The 21,931-nt window shown below is 40.1% G+C and carries 24 protein-coding genes and 1 other RNA gene; 10 read left to right on the top strand and 15 right to left on the bottom strand.

Annotated elements, in window-relative coordinates:
- Nucleotides 1-14: 14 nt before the first annotated feature.
- The gene (locus tag ACEZ3G_RS16845; protein WP_432426696.1) at nucleotides 15-2,480 is read right to left on the bottom strand and encodes a TonB-dependent receptor; all 2,466 of its coding nucleotides are present in this window, start codon (nucleotides 2,478-2,480) and stop codon (nucleotides 15-17) included.
- Nucleotides 2,481-2,483: 3 nt separating this feature from the next.
- The gene (locus tag ACEZ3G_RS16840) at nucleotides 2,484-4,181 is read right to left on the bottom strand and encodes a M23 family metallopeptidase (protein ID WP_432426695.1); all 1,698 of its coding nucleotides are present in this window, start codon (nucleotides 4,179-4,181) and stop codon (nucleotides 2,484-2,486) included.
- 185 nt (nucleotides 4,182-4,366) lie between these two features.
- On the opposite strand from ACEZ3G_RS16840, the gene ACEZ3G_RS16835 reads away from it, so the two are divergent.
- The 5 genes from ACEZ3G_RS16835 (at nucleotide 4,367) to ACEZ3G_RS16815 (ending at nucleotide 7,375) form a co-directional block, all read left to right on the top strand.
- On the top strand, nucleotides 4,367-4,657 hold the full coding sequence (locus ACEZ3G_RS16835) for a hypothetical protein (protein WP_432426694.1): 291 nt from the start codon (nucleotides 4,367-4,369) through the stop codon (nucleotides 4,655-4,657).
- A 12-nt stretch (nucleotides 4,658-4,669) separates the two neighbouring features.
- The gene (locus ACEZ3G_RS16830; RefSeq protein WP_432426693.1) at nucleotides 4,670-4,966 is read left to right on the top strand and encodes a cell division protein ZapA; all 297 of its coding nucleotides are present in this window, start codon (nucleotides 4,670-4,672) and stop codon (nucleotides 4,964-4,966) included.
- Between the two features lie 52 nt (nucleotides 4,967-5,018).
- Nucleotides 5,019-5,128, top strand: a non-coding RNA gene (gene ssrS / locus ACEZ3G_RS16825) — 6S RNA.
- Between the two features lie 133 nt (nucleotides 5,129-5,261).
- Nucleotides 5,262-6,830, top strand: a complete 1,569-nt coding sequence (gene rny, locus ACEZ3G_RS16820; RefSeq protein ID WP_432426692.1) for a ribonuclease Y — start codon at nucleotides 5,262-5,264, stop codon at nucleotides 6,828-6,830.
- A gap of 125 nt (nucleotides 6,831-6,955) precedes the next feature.
- Nucleotides 6,956-7,375 carry a CBS domain-containing protein gene (locus ACEZ3G_RS16815; RefSeq protein ID WP_432426691.1) on the top strand — a complete coding sequence of 140 codons (420 nt, stop codon included), beginning with the start codon at nucleotides 6,956-6,958 and terminating at the stop codon, nucleotides 7,373-7,375.
- A gap of 80 nt (nucleotides 7,376-7,455) precedes the next feature.
- Here ACEZ3G_RS16815 and ACEZ3G_RS16810 read toward each other — a convergent pair whose 3' ends face one another.
- Complete coding sequence (locus ACEZ3G_RS16810; protein ID WP_432426690.1) at nucleotides 7,456-7,818, bottom strand: hypothetical protein; 363 nt, start codon at nucleotides 7,816-7,818, stop codon at nucleotides 7,456-7,458.
- Nucleotides 7,819-8,124: 306 nt separating this feature from the next.
- Between ACEZ3G_RS16810 and ACEZ3G_RS16805 the strand changes: the two genes are divergently transcribed.
- A complete protein-coding gene (locus ACEZ3G_RS16805) occupies nucleotides 8,125-9,147 on the top strand; it encodes a Gfo/Idh/MocA family protein (RefSeq protein WP_432426689.1) in 1,023 nt (340 codons plus the stop codon).
- A 572-nt stretch (nucleotides 9,148-9,719) separates the two neighbouring features.
- Nucleotides 9,720-10,808, top strand: coding sequence for a bile acid:sodium symporter family protein (locus ACEZ3G_RS16800; protein WP_432426688.1), 1,089 nt, complete (start codon nucleotides 9,720-9,722; stop codon nucleotides 10,806-10,808).
- 204 nt (nucleotides 10,809-11,012) lie between these two features.
- On the opposite strand, the gene ACEZ3G_RS16795 is transcribed toward ACEZ3G_RS16800, so the two are convergent.
- From ACEZ3G_RS16795 to ACEZ3G_RS16760, 8 genes are all read right to left on the bottom strand, one after another.
- The gene (locus tag ACEZ3G_RS16795) at nucleotides 11,013-12,134 is read right to left on the bottom strand and encodes a serine hydrolase domain-containing protein (RefSeq protein ID WP_432426687.1); all 1,122 of its coding nucleotides are present in this window, start codon (nucleotides 12,132-12,134) and stop codon (nucleotides 11,013-11,015) included.
- Between the two features lie 125 nt (nucleotides 12,135-12,259).
- A complete protein-coding gene (locus ACEZ3G_RS16790) occupies nucleotides 12,260-13,279 on the bottom strand; it encodes a hypothetical protein (protein WP_432426686.1) in 1,020 nt (339 codons plus the stop codon).
- An 8-nt stretch (nucleotides 13,280-13,287) separates the two neighbouring features.
- Entirely contained in the window at nucleotides 13,288-13,974 is a 687-nt protein-coding gene (locus ACEZ3G_RS16785) for a DUF4386 domain-containing protein (RefSeq protein WP_432426685.1), read from the bottom strand.
- Nucleotides 13,975-14,155: 181 nt separating this feature from the next.
- Nucleotides 14,156-15,454: a sulfatase-like hydrolase/transferase gene (locus ACEZ3G_RS16780; RefSeq protein ID WP_432426684.1), complete on the bottom strand. Its 1,299-nt coding sequence runs from the start codon at nucleotides 15,452-15,454 to the stop codon at nucleotides 14,156-14,158.
- A gap of 13 nt (nucleotides 15,455-15,467) precedes the next feature.
- Entirely contained in the window at nucleotides 15,468-16,415 is a 948-nt protein-coding gene (locus ACEZ3G_RS16775; RefSeq protein ID WP_432426683.1) for a YHYH protein, read from the bottom strand.
- Nucleotides 16,416-16,575: 160 nt separating this feature from the next.
- Entirely contained in the window at nucleotides 16,576-17,001 is a 426-nt protein-coding gene (locus tag ACEZ3G_RS16770; RefSeq protein WP_432426682.1) for a hypothetical protein, read from the bottom strand.
- A gap of 182 nt (nucleotides 17,002-17,183) precedes the next feature.
- Entirely contained in the window at nucleotides 17,184-17,486 is a 303-nt protein-coding gene (locus ACEZ3G_RS16765) for a HigA family addiction module antitoxin (protein WP_432426681.1), read from the bottom strand.
- An 11-nt stretch (nucleotides 17,487-17,497) separates the two neighbouring features.
- Nucleotides 17,498-17,779, bottom strand: coding sequence for a type II toxin-antitoxin system RelE/ParE family toxin (locus ACEZ3G_RS16760; RefSeq protein WP_432426680.1), 282 nt, complete (start codon nucleotides 17,777-17,779; stop codon nucleotides 17,498-17,500).
- Between the two features lie 73 nt (nucleotides 17,780-17,852).
- Between ACEZ3G_RS16760 and ACEZ3G_RS16755 the strand changes: the two genes are divergently transcribed.
- From ACEZ3G_RS16755 to ACEZ3G_RS16745, 3 genes are read left to right on the top strand one after another with little or no spacing between them, the layout of a single operon-like run.
- Nucleotides 17,853-18,035: a hypothetical protein gene (locus ACEZ3G_RS16755; protein WP_432426679.1), complete on the top strand. Its 183-nt coding sequence runs from the start codon at nucleotides 17,853-17,855 to the stop codon at nucleotides 18,033-18,035.
- Complete coding sequence (locus tag ACEZ3G_RS16750; RefSeq protein WP_432426678.1) at nucleotides 18,032-18,193, top strand: transposase; 162 nt, start codon at nucleotides 18,032-18,034, stop codon at nucleotides 18,191-18,193. The genes ACEZ3G_RS16755 and ACEZ3G_RS16750 overlap by 4 nt, the downstream gene beginning before the upstream one ends.
- Entirely contained in the window at nucleotides 18,175-18,330 is a 156-nt protein-coding gene (locus tag ACEZ3G_RS16745) for a hypothetical protein (protein ID WP_432426677.1), read from the top strand. The genes ACEZ3G_RS16750 and ACEZ3G_RS16745 overlap by 19 nt, the downstream gene beginning before the upstream one ends.
- Before the next feature lie 97 nt (nucleotides 18,331-18,427).
- On the opposite strand, the gene ACEZ3G_RS16740 is transcribed toward ACEZ3G_RS16745, so the two are convergent.
- The 4 genes from ACEZ3G_RS16740 to ACEZ3G_RS16725 form a co-directional block, all read right to left on the bottom strand.
- Nucleotides 18,428-18,850, bottom strand: a complete 423-nt coding sequence (locus ACEZ3G_RS16740) for a VOC family protein (RefSeq protein ID WP_432426676.1) — start codon at nucleotides 18,848-18,850, stop codon at nucleotides 18,428-18,430.
- A 748-nt stretch (nucleotides 18,851-19,598) separates the two neighbouring features.
- Nucleotides 19,599-20,042 carry a cupin domain-containing protein gene (locus ACEZ3G_RS16735; protein WP_432426675.1) on the bottom strand — a complete coding sequence of 148 codons (444 nt, stop codon included), beginning with the start codon at nucleotides 20,040-20,042 and terminating at the stop codon, nucleotides 19,599-19,601.
- Nucleotides 20,043-20,505: 463 nt separating this feature from the next.
- On the bottom strand, nucleotides 20,506-21,258 hold the full coding sequence (locus ACEZ3G_RS16730; protein WP_432426674.1) for a hypothetical protein: 753 nt from the start codon (nucleotides 21,256-21,258) through the stop codon (nucleotides 20,506-20,508).
- A 146-nt stretch (nucleotides 21,259-21,404) separates the two neighbouring features.
- A complete protein-coding gene (locus ACEZ3G_RS16725) occupies nucleotides 21,405-21,815 on the bottom strand; it encodes a lipocalin family protein (protein ID WP_432426673.1) in 411 nt (136 codons plus the stop codon).
- Between the last annotated feature and the right edge of the window lie 116 nt (nucleotides 21,816-21,931).

The following is a 21,931-nucleotide window of genomic DNA, read 5'->3' as shown; positions in this document are numbered from 1 at the left end:
TTTATTTGCCCACTTTAAAAGCGCATTTTCAATCGGAGGTTCAGTACCCGCGATGTCATGAAATTAGGGATGGCGAACTCATTTTTACTGTCAACGTCCCTCACCCATGTGTTGGTGATGGAGTTCTGGTTGTTAAAAAGGTTAAAGACCTCGACACCTGCACTTAATTCTTTAAGGTTGCCGAGCCAATGTTTTTTAGGGTATTTCGTTTCACCACCCACAAAAATATGGGAAATTCCCAAATCGGCACGTTTATAATCCCTTAATCTGTTTTGAAATATGTAGGGGTCGGCATAGCTTGGAGACCCGCCCGGCACACCGGTGCTATAGAGCAGGTTGAGAAACATGCGCAAATTGGGCATATCGGGAATATAATCTTGAAACAGGATGCCCACTTTTAACCGCTGGTCGGTGGGTCTCGAAATGTAACCTCTTTCGTTTATGTTTTCTTCCGTTTTTAAATAACCTATGCTAAGCCAAGACTCGGTGCCCGGCACGAAAGCACCGTTCAATCGAAATTCTGCGCCGTATACATAGGCAGATGCATTGTTTTTCGCGGCATATCGAATGCGAACATCTTGCAATGTATATGGATTGACATTCTCAAGGTTCTTATAATAGGCCTCATTGACCATGGTAAACGGTCGGCCCCAAAGCAGAAAACTATATTCGCTTCCGTAAACGATATGAAGTGATTTTTGTGCCCTGACATTCGACCGTACTATTCCCGTACTGTCGCGCAATTCCCTATAGAAAGGAGGTTGGTGGTAAACACCGCCCGAAAGCCTAAAAAGCATGTCTTTTTTCCAATCCGGTTTAAGGGCAAATTGCACTCTTGGGCTGAATACCACATTTGATACTTTGGTGACATTTGTTCCGCTCACTGTCCAGTATTGAGATCTTGCGCCAAGGTTATAATAGAATACATTTCCGCTCCAGTCATGTCTTTGGCTAAATTGGGCAAAACCTGAGAAGCGGTTCGTTTTGATAAGGTTTCGTGAGGTAATTCCGGTATAAGGTTCTATGGGTGCGTTGAACGGGTCTTCGGGTTGATCGTTCACGAACCCGGACCTTGGGGGACGTACCGAAAAACCTGCCGAATCTATGAATTCCGACTCCCTCAATTCGTCTCGAATGTCTTCATGGGTATATTTTATGCCCCATTCCAGTACACTTTCATCTTTGGTGTAAAAGCCTTTTTGGGCAAGGTTGAAAATAAGTGCATCTAGATTGTTTCGGGCCCTGTTGCGCTGCGAACCTATTCCTTTTGATGCAGTGGCATCGCCAAGATCTGAACTGTCGAGATTCGTGTCGACCTCCCCTAATTCATAAGTTGCTATAATGTCTGAATGCTCTTCTTCGGTCGTATGATAAATCGATGAAATTAATTTTAACGCCAAGTTATCCTCGATCAAATATGTTGCTTTCAATGCCCCAAGGGCCGTATTGTATCTGTTCTTTTCATTGCCCTCATAGTCGACTATCAATGCCCGAGGGTCTGTTAGAGTACCAAAATTGGTCTGTCTACTGATAGGTTCGTTACGATAGTCGTTTACCGATACATTGCCCAAAAAATTGAAATGTAGTTTTTTCGAAAATCGAAAAGTGAGATAGCTTTGTAAATCGACGAAAGTAGGATTGAAATTGGCCTTGGTCTGTTGGCTATTGACCAAAATCGAGTTGTTTCTATAGCGCAGCCCCGAAACGCTGCTAAAGTTCTTATTTTTAGAAATGGTCTCGATGGCGGCGCTGGCACCTAACAAGCTGAGGTCCATCTGAATACCAAGGGCAATCGGATTTTTATAGGTGATATCCAATACCGACGACAATTTATCTCCATATTTGGCCTGAAACCCTCCGGAAGAAAACTTCACGTTCTGCACCATGTCACTATTTACGAAACTAAACCCTTCTTGTTGGGCCGATCGAATCAAGAAGGGCCTATATACCTCAATTTCATTGATATAGACCAAGTTCTCGTCATAGTTGCCTCCCCTTACCGAGTATTGGGTGCTTAGCTCGTTGTTCGAGGCCACGCCCGGCAGTAACTTCAAAACGTTTTCTACCCCTGCATTGGCACCCGGGATTTTACGGATTACATTGGGTGAAACCACCAATATATTATCGACACTCTTTTCGCCGGTAGGGGTAACGGTGACGCCGTCAACTTGTATCGTATCCTTTTTCATCACCGGATTGAACTCATAGGTCTCGTTGGTGGTGAGCACGAGGTTTTCAAGAACGATGTTTTCATGGCCAATGTGCGAAAAAGTTATTGTGGTGGCCTGATCGGCGGTAATGGACAGTACGTAGAACCCATCCGATGTGGTAGAGGTGCCGTTCGATATCGAAGAAATGTTGACATCGCCAAGTGGTTTGTTTCCTTCTTCCAGTACTACTCCCGTAATCGTGGCCGTTTGAGCATTTATAAGGTCAAGACCACAAAGCAGCAATAGAAGAATGTACCTAGCGCATTTCACGTACTATTTTCTATAAAAAGAAGTAATGTGTGTTGTAGTGTTTCCGACGTTGTCGGTGACGACGACCTTAAGTTCGCATTGTTTCTTGTCCAATATCTTGTCGTCGAAATTGTAGGTCAACGTCTTGGTCTTGGGTTCGTATTCCATCAAGATCCATTCACCATTGAGCGTTGCCGAGTAGGTGTCTATACCGCTAAGGTCATCTGAAATACGAAGGCTCAAATATTTGTAATTGTTCAGCCACTGTTTTTCCTTAAAGTTTTTGGTGCTTACCTTTGGAGCGACAGTATCTTTGGCCAAAGCGTAAGTGCCCAGGTTACGTGTTCGAGTAGTGAAAGTGCTTCCCCTTTTAAAGGTAGATGCAAATTCGGGCCTTAGCTTATCGTCAAGGCGAGCTATAAAAAGCTGCTTAAGATCTTCTTCTGAATATTTTGAAACATCGAAAGTAATGGTAAAGTTCCTGTGGGCCGGCACCCCGTTGTGGTGAATCGTCACAGTATCCTTTCCTTTTTTTAGATCGATATAGAAATCGTCATAAAAGGTATTTGCGGGAAAATAGACCTTTGCACCGCCAAGATCGTAATTGTTGGGCTTTTTGGCGATCACATAGGTGTCGGTTTTTTCCGAGGCCCTTTCCGACTTCAGCTGCGCTTGTCTTCCTTCCACCGGAATGACCACCTTGGTCGTGTTTCCGGCAAGATCCTGTATGAGAACCTCTACATTGTACGATAATCCTTCCTTAATATTGATCTTCCCGTCGTTTTCAAGCGTATTGTAAATGCTAAGTCGATTACCGGGCGATTTGAAGAGCTTCTGAATTTTTGAACGGTATTTGGCGTAGTGGTCAAAATCGATCAATGTATTGATATAACGCGTCTCTGAGTATGAAAAACTCTCAAAGTCATAATTTGTGTACTCCTTGCCGTTTACCAATTGTCGCACCGAATAGACGCCATTCTTATTGGCTGCCAGATCTTGTCTGTCATAACCTACAAAACCGAAACCTATCGTACCTATGGCCGTTACTTTGTCGGCAAGAAAGGATCCATCTTTTTGTTTGGTGAAGTTGACCTCGACCTTGTTTGCATTTTGGTTGACTTGGGCATCCTCTGAAAGTGGATAAGCATATAGTCTGTTCAATATTGGATTGGTAGCGTCTCGCACTTCCAATCCATATAGCAGGGGATTTGTCGGTTTTTCCGAGATACTGTTCCGTATTTCGAAATGTAGGTGTGGCCCAGAAGACCCTCCGGTATTACCGCTATAGGCGATGACCTTGCCTTTTTCGACCTTGACCTCGCCATAGTCGGGAAATACCTCGACCTCATACGATCTTTTTTGATATTGTACCTTTTTGATGTATTCTTCTATCTCAGGGGAAAATTTCTGAAGATGTGCATAAACAGAGGTGTAACCGTTTGGGTGCGCCACATAGAGCACCTTGCCGTAACCCCATAAAGAGACCTTTATGCGCGTAACACTGCCATCGCCTATGGCATAAACGGGAAGCCCTTGCCGCTGTTGTGTTTTTATATCGATCCCGCCATGAAAATGGTTCGATCTAAGCTCACCGAAAGTACCGGCCAGTACCAAAGGAATATCAAGGGGAGACCGGAATGTGTCTTGAGGATATTTTTCTTGGGCGAAGACCGTCGAAGAAAAAAATGGGGCAAGGAGTAAAAAGATGATTGCTCTGACCATAGCTATTTAAATGGATACGAAAGTAATTATTCGCATGCAATAGGTGCAACTCTGTTCCATAAAAATCGTGTACATGTTATTCAACGATATTTCTTCGATAAAAGTATGCTTGAGAATAATTGTGAAAAGTATTGCTAAGTCGTCAGATGTATGTTAACTTTGTTTGATGAGCATTGAATTAGAGTATGAGTGAATTGGTCAAAATCGTTGATTCCCTTGAAAATAAGATCAGTAAGTTATTGCATAAGATGGAGTTGCTCAGCCAAACCAATACCAAGCTGGAGAACGAACTGATTTCTTTGCGAAACGATCGAGACAATACCAAGACCACCGTTTCGGAATGGGAAGAAAAGTACAATTCATTAAGACTCGCCAATTCGATGCTTGGCAGTAATACCAATAAAACAGAAGCTAAGCTTAAAATCAATACATTGATCAGAGAGCTGGATCATTGCATATCGCAGCTCTCGGAGTGATGTTATAATAGTATGTCGGAAAAGCTCAAAATCAAGCTTTCTATCGCGGACAGGGTTTATCCCCTGACCATTGACCCAAGTCAAGAAGAGGGGTTGCGAAAAGCGGCAAAAAACATAGAACAGCTGGCCAAGAAGTTCGAGCAGAGCTATGCCGTTAGGGATAAGCAAGACGTTCTTGCCATGTGTGCCCTACAGTTTGCCTCGAAAATAGAGCAAAAAGGCATTGATCAATCTCAGGGCAATTTGGAAGCGCTGGAGCGCTTAAAAGCGCTCGATGGCTTGGTCAACACGAAGCTTGGCATAAAATAAGTTCTTTTAAATAAATATAGTTACTGCCCACATTGGTAATATCTTTTGACGAACTCAACATTAATTTGTTTAAAAAGGGTGAGTTTAGATTGTAAAAGCAGGCCTTACTAGTATAAGGATCCTTGATCAGTCTTGTAGCCCTAAACCTGTTTTATGGAGTTTGTACAAAACTTCTCCAATGTGGGTTTTTTTGTACCGTGCCAAAAGGCGTGGACACAATAAACGGCCAGGGCGTCGATGAACATTTTTGTTGAGATGCATCTGCCTTTTTAGATTAACAGTTAATTTTCAAACCATGGACAGTATTATGATGATAATTGCGGCAATAATCGGACTCGCCATTGGGTTCGCCATTGCCAAGTTTCTTGAAAAGGGCAAAGCCTCGAAAACGCTTGCCAATGCCAAAAAAGAATCTGAAGCCATTCTTAAGAATGCCAAAATTGAGGGAGAGAACATCAAAAAAGATAAGATCTTTCAGGCTAAGGAAAAGTTTTTGGAACTAAAGGCCGAACATGAAAAAGTGATCATCGGTAAGGATAAGAAAATCAATGAGGCCGAAAAGCGTACCCGCGATAAAGAATCTCAGGTCAGCAATGAACTGGCAAAGAACAAAAAACTGAACGATCAGCTTGAGAACAAGATAAAAGAAGTCGAACATCGTGCGGAATTCTATGACAAGAAACAAGCGGAACTTGAAAAACTGCACAAAAGCCAGGTTCAGCAGTTGGAGGTAATCTCGGGTCTGTCGGCAGATGATGCAAAGAGCCAATTGTTGGAATCTTTGAAGGAAACCGCCAAGACCGATGCCATGGCCTACATTCAGTCCACTTTGGAGGAGGCCAAACTTACGGCACAACAAGAAGCACGAAAAATAGTGGTCAATACCATTCAGCGCATAGGTACCGAAGAAGCGGTGGAGAATTGTGTCTCGGTGTTTAATTTGGAATCCGATGATGTCAAGGGCAGAATAATAGGTCGGGAAGGTCGAAATATTAGGGCCTTGGAAGCCGCGACTGGTGTTGAGATCGTCGTTGACGACACCCCCGAGGCCATCATTCTTTCATGTTTTGACTCGGTTCGCCGCGAAGTGGCAAGGCTTTCTTTGCATAAATTGGTGACTGATGGAAGAATCCACCCCGCTAGGATCGAAGAAATTGTAAAAAAGACCGAAAAACAGATTGAAAATGAAATTGTCGAGATTGGCAAACGTACGGTCATCGATTTGGGCATACATGGGCTGCATCCTGAATTGGTCAGAGCGGTTGGCCGCATGAAGTACCGATCTTCGTACGGACAGAATCTTTTACAACATTCCCGTGAAGTGGCAAAACTTTGCGGCGTTATGGCTTCGGAACTCGGCTTGAACCCGAAGTTGGCCAAACGTGCCGGTCTATTGCACGATATCGGAAAAGTTCCTAATACGGAAGCAGAAGTAGAAACCCCTCACGCCATTTTGGGCATGCAATGGGCAGAAAAATATGGTGAAAAACCAGATGTCTGCAATGCCATTGGCGCGCACCATGATGAAATTGAAATGAAAACCTTGATATCGCCAATAGTACAGGTATGCGATGCGATCAGCGGAGCGAGGCCAGGTGCGAGAAGACAAGTGCTCGATTCATACATACAACGGTTAAAAGACCTTGAAGATATTGCCTTTGCCTTTAATGGGGTTCAGAAGGCCTATGCCATTCAGGCGGGCAGGGAACTTCGTGTAATAGTTGAAAGTGAAAAGGTAAGTGATGATAAGGCCGCACAGTTGTCGTTTGAGATTTCCCAGAAAATCCAGACCGATATGACCTATCCCGGTCAGGTCAAGGTTACCGTAATTCGAGAGACAAGGGCCGTCAATGTAGCAAAATAGCCGTTAGCCGTTTTTTTGATAGTTTAGGGTTGCTTTTTACTTCATTTTGATTCCAGGTATGACTTATGTCATAGTACCTGTGGCGTATCGAAAGTATTTTTAAGATGAATTTAAAATCTTTCGAAATGAAAAAAAGAACTCCAATTTCTACGATAATGACTAAAAACGTCATTACCCTTAATAAAACGGATAATCTTGAAACCGCCGAACTACTTTTCAAAAGACACAAGATCAGGCATATTCCCGTCGTTTCCGGCAAAGAAGTTATCGGTATGCTTAGCTATACCGATCTTTTGCGGATCAGTTTTGCCGATGCGGTCGATGAAGACGAAGAAACGGTAGAGACCACAGTGTACAATATGTTCACTATCGAGCAGGTAATGGCCAAAAAACTCGTTAGCGTATCTTCGACCATGACGATCAAACAGGTCGCCGAAATACTGGCCAAAAAGGAGTTCCATGCCATTCCGGTTATCGATGATGACGAACTGGTAGGTATGGTGACCACCACGGACCTTATCAATTATTTGATCGAACAATTTTAGGAACTATCCTAACAAATAGCTTGGTGCCCCGCCGAAGTGTTCATCGGAACATTTACGGCGGGTATACTCATTTTCATGCATCAATCATTGGATTCTGATGTATTTATCAGTGTTGTCAACCATCGCTCAAGAGCTTTCTGCTCACCCATCGTTAGTTTTGGTTGCTTCCCTTTGGGCATTCGTTTCTTTACGAAAACCTGATCGAAAATATCCGGTGCCAATGAATCCATATTTTGGAGTGTAAATACATCTGTCCTTTTTTTGGTACCATGGCAGAAATTGCACTTGATTTGTAGCACTTTAAAGGCTTCCTCTTTAACAATTTCTTGTTGCTGGCGATTTTTCTTCACACCGCTATTCGACCGAATATCTATAAACCCGGCAGGTTTTAAAAAAAGAGATAATGTAAAAAGTAGTCTTAACAGGATTAAAGATTGGTTCATAGTTAAATGATCAAAGTATGCCTTTTCCCTTTGGTTTCGACATAATACAAATATGGCACTAGTCACGCGAGTTCTATGATCGAACTTCTCGAGTTAGTAAAAGTATGTGTTTACGCATTAAATTATTGTAGCAAAAAGTTTTCTGTTCATTTTGTACTATCTTAATGCCTTTGATGCCAACCTTGAACAAAATGGAATGAAAGCTATACTTATGACATCGAACCGAAATCTTAACTCTAAACCGTTATTAACGAAGACCGGTCGCCCTGCTTGGATCGGATCTTTTTCAAAGGTGTACGCTGCCTCATGAAACCGTTGGAAGAAGTACGATGGGGAATCATCGGAGTTGGTAATGTTTGTGAGGTTAAGAGCGGACCTGCCCTTCAGCAGGCCCAAGGTTCAAAGCTGGTGGCGGTCATGCGTCGTGATGGTGCGAAAGCCAAAGATTTTGCTGAAAGACATGGCGTGCCCAAATGGTATGATAATGCCGAAGCTTTGCTGACCGATCCCGAAGTGAATGCCATTTATATTGCAACTCCGCCCAATTCGCATGAAGAGTATACATTACGCTCCGCGGCTCTGGGCAAACCGGTCTACGTTGAAAAACCCATGGCCCGCACACATACAGAGTGTATGAGCATGGTGAATGCCTGTAGAAGGGCCGGCGTACCCCTTTTCGTTGCTTACTATCGCCGGGCGTTGCCCAATTTCTTGAAGATCAAGCAAATTCTTGACGATGGTATTATTGGTGATGTTCGTTACGTTCAGATTGTTCTCAATAAACCTTTACGCCCCGATATCGTTGGTGCCAGTAAAGACCCTGACAATTGGCGTATTCTGCCCGAAGTGGCCGGGGGAGGTTATTTTTACGACCTGGCCTCTCACCAGTTAGATGCCCTTGACTTCTTTTTTGGGCCTATCGTCCATGCTTCGGGCTATGTGATGAACCAATCGCGGGCCTATCCTGCTGAGGATATAACTATCGGTAATTTTCGCTTTGCAAATGGAATTCTGGGTACCGGTATTTGGGCTTTTAATACTGGGGAATCTTCGAATAGGGAATTGACTACAATAGTAGGTAGTAAAGGGCAGGTTTACTTCCCATATTTCGGTGATCATTCAGTGACATTGAAAGTGGACGGTAAAAAGGATGAGGTTTTTCATTTCGATATCTCTCCCCATATACAATCCAATTTGGTACAGCGTGTTGTCGATGAACTCCGTGGTATTGGAAAGTGCCCCAGCACAGGAGAATCGGCTGCCCGAACCAATTGGGTCATGGAACGATTTTCGGAGCGGGTAGACATACACACGATAGGGAAAAGCTGAATTGACACCATGTCAAGAATTTTTTTTCGTAGTGGCAGTAATGACTTTTGTGATTCGGGCAAACGGCCCCAATACATAGTATAGTTGCTATTGAATGGCCAGACCGACCGAATATGACGATACCTTCAAATAGATTGCCGATTCAACGTCGATACCTATTTTTCGGGCCATGAACACCATTTTTGTATAGGGCATATAAATGATCGAAGTTAGGCTGTTAAATAGTGTTGTGCGACCTGCGGAAGGCAAGTGTTTATGGTTAAGGACCGCGTGCGGAGAACTAGTCGAACCTGCAAGATGAACCCTTGCCCATAAGGTGGTCAGAAATCAGGGCTGCGTGGCTTCGGCCCATGTGTGCTGTGCAGTGCCCAACTTCGTGATCTTGGAGCGGAAGAATTATTTCTATAAGAATCTAAAGTTCAAAGAAATCGTTGTATTTTGAAGATCATCTGATCGAAAACTGATTTATAACCGTTTCCGGCAAGCCGGGAGTAGGAGTCGAGATCAATGAATAAGCCATGAAAAAATGCCGTGGAAGGAATGCCTTTTTTGAATAATATCAATTTCTTATTATGAAGTCGTTATACAAATATTTTCTTTGGGCCGCCTTATTGTTGGCCGCTTTGTGCGCCTATTTTTATTTCACGGGGCAGTATACCGTTTTTGGCCCATTATTGGTCTTCTTTTTTCTTGCGCTGTCCATCGGGGTCAGAGGTCATGAAAAGATAAAAGGCTTTTCGTATGCACTACTTATTTTTGCCTCTGCCGCCTTGGCAATGAACTATCCTGATATGTTCATCAATTGGGGAAGTTTTGAGGTAAAAAAACTAATTGTGCCCCTTTTACAGATTATTATGTTCGGAATGGGTACTGCGATGAGCCTAAAAGATTTTGCAGCGGTCGTCAGAAGTCCCAAAGCGGTATTTGTCGGGTTGATCTGTCAATTTACCATCATGCCCATTGTGGGGGCAACCTTAGTATTTCTGTTCAAATTTCCCCCTGAAATTGCTGCAGGTGTCATATTGATCGGTTCTTCACCAAGTGGATTGGCATCCAACGTAATGGCCTACATTGCGAAGGCCAATTTAGCACTTTCGGTAACCTTGACCACGGTGGCTACTTTATTGGCCCCGTTCTTGACACCTGTACTGATGAAAACCTTTGGAGGCGAACTCATTGACATAGATGTTTGGGGCATGATGTGGAGCATTACCAAGATTACGATCATCCCCATTGTGGCCGGCCTTATTTTCAACAAACTCTTTCATGGGAAAACCGAGTGGCTTGACAAGGCCATGCCTTTGGTCTCCATGGGAGGAATCGCTTTGATCATCGCTATTACCGCGGCATTGGGTCGTGACAATCTTTTGACCATGGGAGCCATTCTAATTTTAGTGGCTTTGCTGCACAATTCGGCGGGGTATATGTTTGGCTATTGGGGCTGTAGATTATTTGGTCTTGATGAACGCTCTTGCCGTACCATTGCCTTTGAAGTGGGCATGCAGAACGGTGGTCTCGCCTCGGGTTTGGCGGAAGCGATGGGCAAAGCCGCAACGGTAGGCCTCGCGCCAATCGTATTCGGCGCTTTGATGAACATTACCGGATCCTCTTTGGCTATGTGGTGGCGCGGTAAGCCCATAAAGGAAAAGAAAGTTAAATGATAGCCAGAATTGACCGAATATAATGCTTTGGCGGCCTTGGCCAAAAGTGTGCTCAAAACCTATTTCAAGTATCCATGACGCATCTAAATTTGACCTTCCTTTTCTGACCGAACCACAAAAAAGCGCCTCAAAAGGGCTCATATTTGCATGTTTCGTGGTCGGTCAAGAGCTTGCGCAACGGTTACCGGTGTTGTAAAACGTTTATTATTTCAGTTCTTCAATTAATTTGTTGGCAACTTTATTTAGTTTGTCAGCCGTATGCAAGTCACTCTGATTGGTTACCACAGAAATTCCAAAGTTGTATTTTGGAAGAATAAACAACCAGTTTTGCATACCGAAACCACCTCCGTGCATTCTGTAATAAGTTCCATATTCTTCACTATTCCGAATAGGAAAATAATACCCCATTTCCCTATTCCCATTCTCTAAAATATTTCTGTGGGCTTCGGTAATTACTTTGTTGTCAGCATCCAAATGCAACTCAATGTAGTTTATCAAATCGGGCATTGTGGTTTTTATGCCTCCATCTGCTCCGTAAATAAAAGCCTCGTGGGGAACGAGCTTTCCTGTCATCCCATAACCATTTGCTAAATATTTTTCTTGCTCTTTTGAAAGGTGTATTTGGGTGTTGTACATGCCAGCAGTTTTTTCGAAATAGTTTTTGACAATTTCATTAAAAGTTCTGCCGTATACGTTTTCAAGAATTTCTGCCATTAACTCTGTATCAACATTTGAATACTCATATTTAGTTCCTGGAATAGTATCCAATTGAATTTCTTTTAAATCTTGAAAGAAATCTATTTTATTGTAATCTTTTTGGATTTCATAAACTTTGAATGGCAAATCTTCATCAAAATTATTGAATAATGCATTGATGCTTTCGGGTAAGAATTTTGACATTCTACTCGTATGTGTCAATAAATGTTTGATTTTTATAGGATTATTTTGATATTCAAAATTTTCGAAATCCTCTTTCAGGTATTTTCGTATGTCATCTTCTAGTGTTAATCTGTTTTCCAAAACAGCGTTGGCCACCAAAACACCTGTAAATGTTTTGCTTACTGATGCAATTTCATAAATTGTACTATCCGTGGGTTTATTTCCTTTTCCTTTATCAAGTTCGCCATAGTGGGCGGTATATTTTTTTCCGTCTTTATAAATTCCGATTGAAACAGAGTTTATCTGTGAATCCAAAAGAAGGGAATCGGCATTTTTGTCCATCGATTTTTGAACGGCATCAATAGATTTTGTTGCAGATTGTACTTGGTCATTTTTGCAACTAAAAACAACAATTATATGCAATAATATGAGAAAGCGATATTTCATTTGATTATTATTCGGTTGTTTTAGGAAGACGATAGACAATGTAAAACGTTACTTGTTTTCAGGTTTTTGATACATGTTTTACATCATTTAGTATGAACGTAGCCCGCCGATAGGCGGCTATGATTTCAAATATATCGTTGTAGGGCGTTTTCCATTCTTTCAATAAATTCTTTTGGTTCGTCTATATGCAATCCAAGAAGATTAAATCTCTTTTTCATACCATAAAGACCAACTAAACCATGCTCTTTTTTCAAGTGAATTATGACATTATGACCTTCAAGTTCTCCAAGCGGTGAAAGTGTTTTGGTCAACTCGTTCTTTTTCAATGGTTTTCTTGATAGTTCTACTTTGTCAATATCTGAAAAGGGAATATCAACTTCATTTAAAATACCATATTTTAAAGTTAAACGGTCTTGACTTATGGATATAGGTCTCTGTGTCAGCGATTTTGTAAATCCGAACACTTGAATAGCAGCGTAAACACTTAATGCCGTTAAAATCCAAGCAGCAACTATACTCCAACGAACAAGTAAGAAATGAAGTGCAACTGTTTCAATTCCAATTATCATAATGAATCCGCCAAATAGTGCTGGTGTTCCACTGTTTTTATGATAAGTAAATTCATTTTCATTTATTTCTCTTGTTTTCCAATTAACAAAGCCATAGTAGAAAACGGCAACTTCTGTTGCAAATGGCAAGACAAGTTTTTTGGGAAGAATTTCGCTGCATACCTTTTTTAATGTATCATAAAAATCTGGTGTTGAACTTTTTAGTTCTTTGTAGGTTTTAACGGCTGTACGGACTTTAATTATTACGAAAGTCAATATTGAGATTTCAATTACTGGCAAAGCACAAGTTTTGACGATTGACAAATATGCTTGACTTTCTTGAGGTAGAAAATATGAACCAATTAAAAGCCCAATTATCATAACGGGAATAACCGTGGTATTCGGGATTTCAGTTTTTCGTACTAACAGAAAGTAAACCAGTGGAACGGTCAAAATTAGGTCAGCCGTTATGGCGAAATTTAAAGTATCATTCCCGTTTAGAAATGAAGATTGCATTAGCAAAATTAGAGTCCCCAAAAGTACAAGAGGAATTCCAAAATTGATAAGGTTTCTGTTTAATCGTATCGTTGCGTTCATGTCGTTTTTTACTTATACACAATTTGAGTTGTTGACAGTTTTAGGCCTTTTGCAATTAGCCAAATTGCCAACACTACTTCTTGTAGGACAAGTGGAATAGAAATTATTCCATATTCTGTTGAGACAACCTCAATTAATTCGAACAGCAATAAGAAACTCGCCATCATTATTAAGGCGTTTCCGATTATTCCCCATATTGAGAGCCATACTGGAATAAGTTTTCCCTTGAATAAGATATAGTACAATAATAAATTCCCTAATCCTGTTGCTAATATGACTCCCAGATGATTTGTTAAGTCTCGAAAGAGTTTTAACATTTCCCCTATTGTTTCATAGAGTATAATGTCAGTATTGTTTTGGGCTAAAAATTTTTCACTTAATAGAATAAATATTGGAAGCAATATAATTCCAAATAACTGAAACACTCCCGCCATCATTCTGAATCCAACAAAACCAATAGATAACGTTTTGTTGTATTTCTTCAAAACAGGATAAAGTACAAGTGAAAATCCAATATAGATAGGTACTAGTAGGAACTGAAATATCCCGCCAGTTAAAACACGATTTTTATTTGGGTAAACCTCGTTAAGAAAATTATCACTTTCTACAGCAGAAACTATGCTAAGTATCCCTGAAATAATTCCAAGGATAATCAATGTACCCGCGATCTTTGAAATCTTATTATTCGAGTTCATTATATTTTATGTACATATCGTTTTTTTTGTCTTGTTTGCTAACGGTAGGCTATGGTTTCGCTGCGTGAAAATCCGAAGGGTTCTTTCCGCCGTAGCCGAAAGATAGCAAATTGCAAAGGATTGTGATTAAGGAAATTCAGACCACAACTAATTATACCCCGCTTTGTTGTGGCCAGTTATATTAATTTCGAATATTTGTCAATTCAAGTTCCAATTCAGATTTTGCATTTTGTTCAATTGTTGATAAACTTCCGTTTAATAAATTATTATTTTCATAAGGGTCGTTCACTAAATTGTACATTTCTTCAAATCCAACTGAATTGACAATGAGTTTATATGTACCATTACTTATAGTCCATTCATCATCTGAACCGTCAGCCAATTCAGAATATTGATAATCTCTAATGGTTGCAGATCGTGTAAACAATGATTTAAAACTTTTACTATCATGAATTTCTTTTGTTGAACTACCTGCTATTTCGGCAATTGTAGCAAATAAATCGGTACTTGTTATTAGGTTGTCATCTATTCCCGTTCGTGTAACCAAATTACCGGAAATAAACATTGGGACATTAATTCCTCCTTGATATAAGGTTTCTTTTACAGTTGAACTTGAATAAGGACTTTGAGCAACTTGATTAGGGGTGCCATTATCTCCAATAAAAATAATGATCGTATTAGTTCTTTCATCTGCGGGTAAATTGTCCAGCAATCTTCCTATTTGAAAGTCCATTGCTTCAATCGCTGCCATATAGTATGGAATTGGGTCTAATCCATTAGCATATGTAGGTAAATTTCCTTGGCCATGCATGTTGTTTGGCGGAATATGAAAAGGAGTGTGGGGCGCAGTATAGGCCAACCACATAAACCAAGGTTTTGATTGTTGATTAATCCAATTTATCGATAGGTCTGTAAATACTTCTGTAATGTACTCTGTGTTCTGACTGGTATTGCCACTTTCGTTTAACTGCCATTGGTAATAATCATCAACTGCACCGCGAACAAGTCCGGCATAATAATCAATGCCGAATGTTTCTGGATTTATTGTTGAATTGCTGCCTGAAAGATGCCATTTTCCTACGATCGCAGATGCATATTCATTATTGGTTTGAGTGTTAATGTATTGTTGCAATGTGGTTTCGGTAATCGATAGTTCATCGCCAACACCTTTTACTCCAGTACGGTAACCATATTTTCCAGTAATTATAGAAGCCCTGGTCGGTGTACAAGTTGGGTTTGTCCAAAAATTGCTAAAAGAAATACCATTATTTCTAATGGCATCTATGTTTGGTGTATTCGGTTTTATGCCGCCCTCTGAGAAGCCATTTAGGGCATCTTTACCTAAATCATCGGCAATAATGAAGAGAATGTTCGGTAATTCTGTGCCTGGCAAGTCTTCGCTATCTATTTCAGCCGTGTTTTCCGAACAAGAAAAAATGACAAAAACTATTACTAATAAAACTGACTTGATGTTTTTCATCGTATTAGTTGTTTTATTGGGCATTTCCTTTAAAGCAACCAATGTTATACGGAAAATCATAAGTCCAATGATAATGGTATAAATCTATCATTTGTCCATCCCAAAGAACTGGATGTGTATGTCCGTGGCACTCGTCTAAATCTGCCGACGTAAGAATTTCACCATTCTCGCCGTAGGGGCCATAAATTCCAAAACCATCTAACATATAACCCATCAATGCCCCGTGCCCTGATTCGTGTTCGTGGATGTGATCTTGAAGGTCTTCAGAAGGAAAGTGATAATGGTATCTTTCAGTACCATCGGTGTGCCCGCCAAACCTATCCAACATTTCGTGTGCAGCGGCATCTGTTCCTAAAGTAGAAGCTCCGTGATAAATAGCGGCTCCGGTCAGTGAGAATCCAGCTGGTCCAAAGAACACACAATTGGGCTCACTTGCTATTTGTGGCATCGCGGGCAATGTATAATTTACAACCTGTTCAGAGATTATGTTCGGGTTTCCATCATATTGAAAAGCTTCAGTTCCTTGCTGTATGGGAAAAATACCGGTAGGATGGTCTGGTAAATTGTTTCCGGTAATAATTCTATTGCCATTTCCATCTAAGCTGATGTCGAATTCGTGATTCCATGTTACATTTCCTTCAACTTGCGGTTTTCTGGTATAATCCCAAGTCCCATCAGGATTCGTCCAATCGCTGGCGTTATTTGCACCCGCTCCGTCAGATGGAAGTCCGCAAAGCCATAGGGATAAATAATCTGGAAATGGGTCACCTTGATTTCGAATCAAAACCTTTGTTTCGCCTACACCTCCAAACGGCAAGCTGGTGAGGTCGACAGTTTCAGATGTTGTATTATCTTTTTCATCAATAATTTCTGAATCATCAGATTTGTTGCAGCCGATAATTGTAAAGAACGTCACTAACAACAATATGCTTTTTATAATGAAATTATTTTGGTAGGTCATTAACTATTTGTTTGGAATTAGGACGTACTTCTTTCTAAAAGGTTTAATTCAAAATTCTACACTTTTGGATCGCAAATACTTAATCAAACGCAAAAAACAATTTAGAATTGCGCCTAAACTGTTATTGCTTATACCACAGTTCTTTGTTGTGTGTAGTTTTTTATTCAATTTTCACAAATCCGCTTCCAATTCCGTCATAATTATTGTCGGAAATATCAAGTTTGTTAGTCTCATAAGTCTTAATAATTCCTCTATTCACAATTCCAGTATATTGTTGATTTTCGGGAAATTGTATAAACTTTTCCATTTTTCCAGAATAAATAGATTTTTTCAAGGTCAACTCATAAGTTCTGCTTGATATTTCATTTCCATTTTCGGAAATTGAGAAACTGTAATTGTCCTTTAAAGTCAGATGGATAGTTTTTCCTGTTGTTTCAGGTGTTTCTTCAAAGTAGATTAGTCCCCCAGAAGTTCCTGTCCAATTCCATATTCCAACCAAATCTGAATTGCTAATTTCAGTTTCATCATCAGAACTACAAGAAATTATTCCTAAAGTCAGAACAAAAAGATAAATTGGTTTGTTCATATTTCTATTTATTTACTAGATGTTCAAGTCGGAGTTTGGTAGGGGTTAAATTACCGCCATCGTGTTTGTGTAACTGTCAGTAACTGGAAAATGCGCGAGTACTTTCCGCTGACGAACCTGATTTAGCAAAACGAGTTGAATTTGAGATTGGTAAATTCAGCCGTTATTGCGCTTACAGGGGGTTAGGCAACGTTTTTATTTTCATACTTTTTTATTTCGTCCAATTCCGCTTTTTTTTCGTCACGTTCCTCTTCAATATCATAATCGTCTTGAAGTCCGAGCCAAAACTTTGCAGAGTTTCCAAAATATTTACTCAATCGAAGAGCTGTGTCTGCTGTTATTCTGCGTCTGCCTTTGATGATTTCCGAAATCCTTGTTTGAGGTATTTTCAGGTCTTTTGAAAGTCGGTAAGCCGAAATTTCTAGTGGTTCAAGAAATTCAAAATTCAAAACTTCTCCGGGGTGTACATTTTCCAGCTTTTTCATTTTATTCTTTTTTAATGATAATCGGTTATTTCTACTTCACTTGCGTTTCCATTGTTCCATTTGAAAATGATTCTCCATTGTTTATTAATTCGTATACTGTAAAAGTCCTTTAAATTCCCAGTCAGTTTTTCAAGTCGGTTTGATGGTGGAATTCTCAAGTCCATAATATCTTGTGAGTTGTTCAGCATTCTCAATTTCCGACGTCCAACGCTCTGAATTTCTATCGGCATTTTTTTTACTCGTATACCGTTCCAAATCATTTCGGTTTCTTTCGATCCAAATGAAACAATCATAGTTTTGTTTTGCGTTACTAACGTCAAAAGTAAGTAAAAGTTTTGTTTTGTGCAAACTGTCTTATCCTGAAATATGAAGGCTTCGTACGGGAACGAAAAGAAGGAATATAGGGCAAGAAAGCATGTCCGTACCGATTGCCCGATAAGAAGCCGCTGTCTTGGTAAAAGCGCCCAGGAGAAGAAGTTCAGCGTCACCTATTATCGCGAGGAATACGAAACATTGCAAGGGTGGAGAGCCCACAGGGCCGTTACATGAAGGGCAAGCGCCAGAGTACGGTAGAGCCCGTTTTCGGCACCCTGACCCAGTTCATGGGGCTAAGGAAGATAAATACCATAGGGATAAAACAGGCCAACAAGGTGATGCACCTCTCGGCGATCGCCTACAATACTTCGACATGCTCAGTACAGGCCTGAAGAAGTACCTGAAGTTCACCGAAAAACATGTCAAGAGCGGGGCGGGGAAACTTGCTTTGGAAACAACGTTCAAAAGCGTCCTTCAATACCTGTTCGGTCCTTCGATAGGGCCTCGAATATCGGACTACATCTTCTGATCCGACAAGAAAAAAGCCCCGTAAAAGGGCTTATATCGAACTGTTCCATGGTCGGTCAGGGGCTTGTGCAACGGTTACCATTGTTGTGGGTAGTTTTTTATTTATAAAATTCGTCTTCATTCACTTTAATTGTGGTTAATTCAACCGTATGTCCATCTATATCTTTTGTGTAAATTGAATCAAAGTAATGATGGTCTTGGATATTAAATTCCAAATTCAACTCGACATATCTTTTTTTAGCTATTTCAAAATTTTCATTTGTCACATTAAATGCAAAATGGTCAATTTTGACATTTCTTGAAGTTGCTTCAAGTTTAGTATCAGTTATATTCGCAGGAAATAATGCAATTCCTGATTTTCCAGAAAGTAAAAAGATTGGAAAGTCTCCCCATTCAGGTAATTTATATCGTTTCAGGCCCAATACTTTTTCATACCATGCTGCAGAAGCTTCCATATCAGCAACTCTAATTGCTACGTGGTCTAAAAAATCTATTTCTATTTTATGCTCTTTATCTGTCATTTCTCAAATGTCTTGTCCTGAAATATGGCTACAGGCTATTCCTTTGCAGGAAAGCAAATTTAAAGTCAAAAAAAGGATTAATATTTTAGTTCCGATTTTCATTTTTTGTATTGTGTACAACTGAAGGGCTAAACGCAGTTCTGCGAATTTTACGGAAATATAGTGAAATCGGGCAACTATCGTTCGGGAATTTGTCCGTTCGCCCGTTACCGTGTCCCGTACGATAGTTCGTCAAGAAGGCCATGGAATGGCCGTATCTTGTCGATTTCACGCTATTGGGAGTAAAATATGCAGGGCCGAATTGTTTTTAGCTGGCGATGTGTTGTCGTTTGGACTCGATGCCCGTCGGTGGCGAGGATCCTTGGGATGGTTATATGGCAATTCGGTTTAGCCCTTCAGATGTGTTGCATTTACTTTAAGATGCATTGCCGGCGAAGCTGCGCAGATTAAAGTTCGCCATCGGCGAATGCAACACATCGGCTCGTATAACCGTCAGTTACGGGTTAATAAGGGTTAATAAGGGTTAATTTTCGGTTTGGCACTGACCTTAGCAATTCCGAGTGGATTCTAGCCTGCCCCGAGCGTAGTCGAGGGGTAGTCGAATCCGCGTAATTGCGGTTATACATTGTTGTAAGCACGTGCTTTTCATTTTCGACAGCATTATTTTATTTCAAAAATTTTATTTAATAATCAGCTTAATATTCGAATTCGATAAGTATAAATATCTGACGTATTATGAATGTTCATATTATCTATCGACAAAGTGAAAATCAGGCGGTCCATCTCTTTTTACCAAAATAATGGCATCTCCTGTCTCTGGTATATCCCAATAGTGAGGCATTCCACCTGGAATTACTATAAAGGCACCAGGTTTAAGGTTATAAATCTCCTTTCCAAGTTTGATTGTTACTTCTCCACTAATCAAAACAACATATTCATCGTGAGTATGCCAATGCTCGTCAAAAAATCCTCCTGCAGGAAACCACGCATAATAACTAATTCCGCCAGTGTCCGGATTTGTTGATTGCAAAGCTGTTCGCGTTCCAGCTGGTGCTATACTTCCGTCACCTGCTTCTCCCCATTCGACATCATCTAGGTTTATAGCTAGTGATTCTGGTGGACTCTTTTCGGATTTACAGCCTAAAAAAATAAATAGAAATATAGCAAGGTAAAATAATCGAATTCTAGTCATATTGGTCAGTATTTTTGTTTCCGTAAGTTTTTTTTGGCATTGCTGGCAACGCAGGGCTATGCGCAGCCACGTTGCGGATTTTAAATTTACGCAACTTGTTGGGATAAATTTACAAATACGTTTTTAACGTGGACAGGTTGCATATAGCTGTTGATATGTACAGTTTTCCTCGATGGCGCCTAAAGGTGATATATGGCCTGGTTTCTCTCATCCTACGGATTATGCAACCTGGCATGGCCCTGCGATGATGTACAGTTCCCAAGGGGCGGGAATTGGAGCCTTTGGCGACAATGTAGCGACTTGGGTTCACCTTTATGTGAATTGTACATCATCGGTCTCGTATAACCGTCAGTTACGGGTTAATAAGCGTTAATTTTCGGTTTAGCACAGACGTTAGCAATTCCGAGTGGATTCAGACGTAGTCGAATCCGCCGTAATTGCGGTTATACATTGTTGTACACCGTTATTTATATTTTCTTTTAGCAACGAGATATTCCTTTCCGTTTACTGTTTTAAACTTTTTAGTCCAAAGTCCATTCTTGTTGTATTTGTATCTAAAATACTCAAACTCATACAAAAATGGTCCTCCTGTGATTGGGATTGGAAATTCTTGTTTTGGTTCATATTCTCTGTGAATTTCAATCACATTATTTCGGTCGTCATATTTATAATATGTTGTAGCTTTTTCGTTGACAGTTTTTCCGTTCAAATCTTCGTAAGTACTGAGTTCTGTTGATTTAATGATATTTCCTTTTTTATCATATTCCATCAGGTCTTTATAAGGCCAAGCTTTGAAATCAGATTCCTCAATTCTTTCAATCAGTTTGGGTTTCCCCAATTCGTTGAAGTCAGAATATTTTTCGGTCATTCCAAAATCGTTTGTCTTTCTTACAAGCAATGAGCCATTATATTCCAATTTAAGGTTTGAAATATTGTTTACCTGTCCTTCGTTAATGTCAAAGGTATTTTTTTCACGTTCTACATTTCCATATCGGTCGTATTCAAATTCCGTTCGACTTCGTAGTTCATTTTTCCAATAATTTTCTCGTACTGAAACAAGTCCGTTTATAAGATAAAATTTAGTACTCCATTTTCCCATTTCTATGTTTTTCTCAACATAGAATTCATAATTTTTCAATAATTCAGATTCACTTTTTTGAGCAAAGGAATTATTAAAAATCAGAAGGGTAATTACGCTTGCAAGCAGGTTTTTCATAATGGTGTTCAACGGTCTCGTATAACCGTCAGTTACGGATTTAAAGTTACTAATTTTCGGTTAAGAACTGGCGTTAGCAATTCCGAGTGGATTCGGACGTAGTCGAATCCGCCGTAATTGCGGTTATACATTGTTGTACGCTGGCTTTATTCTGCATTAATTTCCGCAAGAACCAATTTGTCAGACATTAATTCCACTATTTTATAAACAGTTCCTTTTCGATTAATTGGTTCAGAAGTGGTTATTATCCAATCATTTTCATTCAGATTCCATTTCCCACTATAATTATGAGTCCGAAGCATTGTGTCATTTCCACAAGGTGCGGAATATCTATTTCGGAACTCTCCGTTTTTCAATATTTCAATACTTAATCCGTACTTGTGTTCAGTAGTTACCTTCTTTTCAAAAGTCAAATCAGATTTACCACGAATATATTTTGGATACCAAACTCCAATCAAATCATCAGAATTAAATTCCATCGATTCATTTTCCTGTCCAAAACCAAATTGGTAACTAAATAGAATTGTCAAAGTAAGTATTAAGATTTTATTTTTCATAATGCTTTTTTCAGCTTGCGTACAACGGTCTCGGCTCGTATGTTTACGAGCCACTAATCAATTATTGATAAATATAGTAGTTTCCCAATAATTAATATGAGCTAGAATGGAAGGGA

This window comes from Meishania litoralis (genome assembly GCF_042611095.1).
Classification (GTDB): Bacteria; Bacteroidota; Bacteroidia; order Flavobacteriales; family Flavobacteriaceae; genus Meishania; species Meishania litoralis.
This window is presented reverse-complemented; position numbering and strand designations above follow the sequence as displayed.

Coding starts and splice junctions, on each gene's coding strand:
- ACEZ3G_RS16775 (WP_432426683.1), bottom strand. CDS start 16,415: ATGACCTACCAAAATAATTTCATTATAAAAAGCATATTGTTGTTAGTG.
- ACEZ3G_RS16835 (WP_432426694.1), top strand. CDS start 4,367: ATGAGTGAATTGGTCAAAATCGTTGATTCCCTTGAAAATAAGATCAGT.
- ACEZ3G_RS16750 (WP_432426678.1), top strand. CDS start 18,032: ATGAAGGGCAAGCGCCAGAGTACGGTAGAGCCCGTTTTCGGCACCCTG.
- ACEZ3G_RS16760 (WP_432426680.1), bottom strand. CDS start 17,779: ATGATTGTTTCATTTGGATCGAAAGAAACCGAAATGATTTGGAACGGT.
- ACEZ3G_RS16745 (WP_432426677.1), top strand. CDS start 18,175: ATGCTCAGTACAGGCCTGAAGAAGTACCTGAAGTTCACCGAAAAACAT.
- ACEZ3G_RS16725 (WP_432426673.1), bottom strand. CDS start 21,815: ATGAAAAATAAAATCTTAATACTTACTTTGACAATTCTATTTAGTTAC.
- ACEZ3G_RS16810 (WP_432426690.1), bottom strand. CDS start 7,818: ATGAACCAATCTTTAATCCTGTTAAGACTACTTTTTACATTATCTCTT.
- ACEZ3G_RS16735 (WP_432426675.1), bottom strand. CDS start 20,042: ATGACTAGAATTCGATTATTTTACCTTGCTATATTTCTATTTATTTTT.
- ACEZ3G_RS16805 (WP_432426689.1), top strand. CDS start 8,125: ATGAAACCGTTGGAAGAAGTACGATGGGGAATCATCGGAGTTGGTAAT.
- ACEZ3G_RS16815 (WP_432426691.1), top strand. CDS start 6,956: ATGAAAAAAAGAACTCCAATTTCTACGATAATGACTAAAAACGTCATT.
- ACEZ3G_RS16770 (WP_432426682.1), bottom strand. CDS start 17,001: ATGAACAAACCAATTTATCTTTTTGTTCTGACTTTAGGAATAATTTCT.
- ACEZ3G_RS16765 (WP_432426681.1), bottom strand. CDS start 17,486: ATGAAAAAGCTGGAAAATGTACACCCCGGAGAAGTTTTGAATTTTGAA.
- ACEZ3G_RS16740 (WP_432426676.1), bottom strand. CDS start 18,850: ATGACAGATAAAGAGCATAAAATAGAAATAGATTTTTTAGACCACGTA.
- ACEZ3G_RS16755 (WP_432426679.1), top strand. CDS start 17,853: ATGAAGGCTTCGTACGGGAACGAAAAGAAGGAATATAGGGCAAGAAAG.
- ACEZ3G_RS16840 (WP_432426695.1), bottom strand. CDS start 4,181: ATGGTCAGAGCAATCATCTTTTTACTCCTTGCCCCATTTTTTTCTTCG.
- ACEZ3G_RS16730 (WP_432426674.1), bottom strand. CDS start 21,258: ATGAAAAACCTGCTTGCAAGCGTAATTACCCTTCTGATTTTTAATAAT.
- ACEZ3G_RS16830 (WP_432426693.1), top strand. CDS start 4,670: ATGTCGGAAAAGCTCAAAATCAAGCTTTCTATCGCGGACAGGGTTTAT.
- ACEZ3G_RS16785 (WP_432426685.1), bottom strand. CDS start 13,974: ATGAACTCGAATAATAAGATTTCAAAGATCGCGGGTACATTGATTATC.
- ACEZ3G_RS16800 (WP_432426688.1), top strand. CDS start 9,720: ATGAAGTCGTTATACAAATATTTTCTTTGGGCCGCCTTATTGTTGGCC.
- rny (WP_432426692.1), top strand. CDS start 5,262: ATGGACAGTATTATGATGATAATTGCGGCAATAATCGGACTCGCCATT.
- ACEZ3G_RS16790 (WP_432426686.1), bottom strand. CDS start 13,279: ATGAACGCAACGATACGATTAAACAGAAACCTTATCAATTTTGGAATT.
- ACEZ3G_RS16795 (WP_432426687.1), bottom strand. CDS start 12,134: ATGAAATATCGCTTTCTCATATTATTGCATATAATTGTTGTTTTTAGT.
- ACEZ3G_RS16780 (WP_432426684.1), bottom strand. CDS start 15,454: ATGAAAAACATCAAGTCAGTTTTATTAGTAATAGTTTTTGTCATTTTT.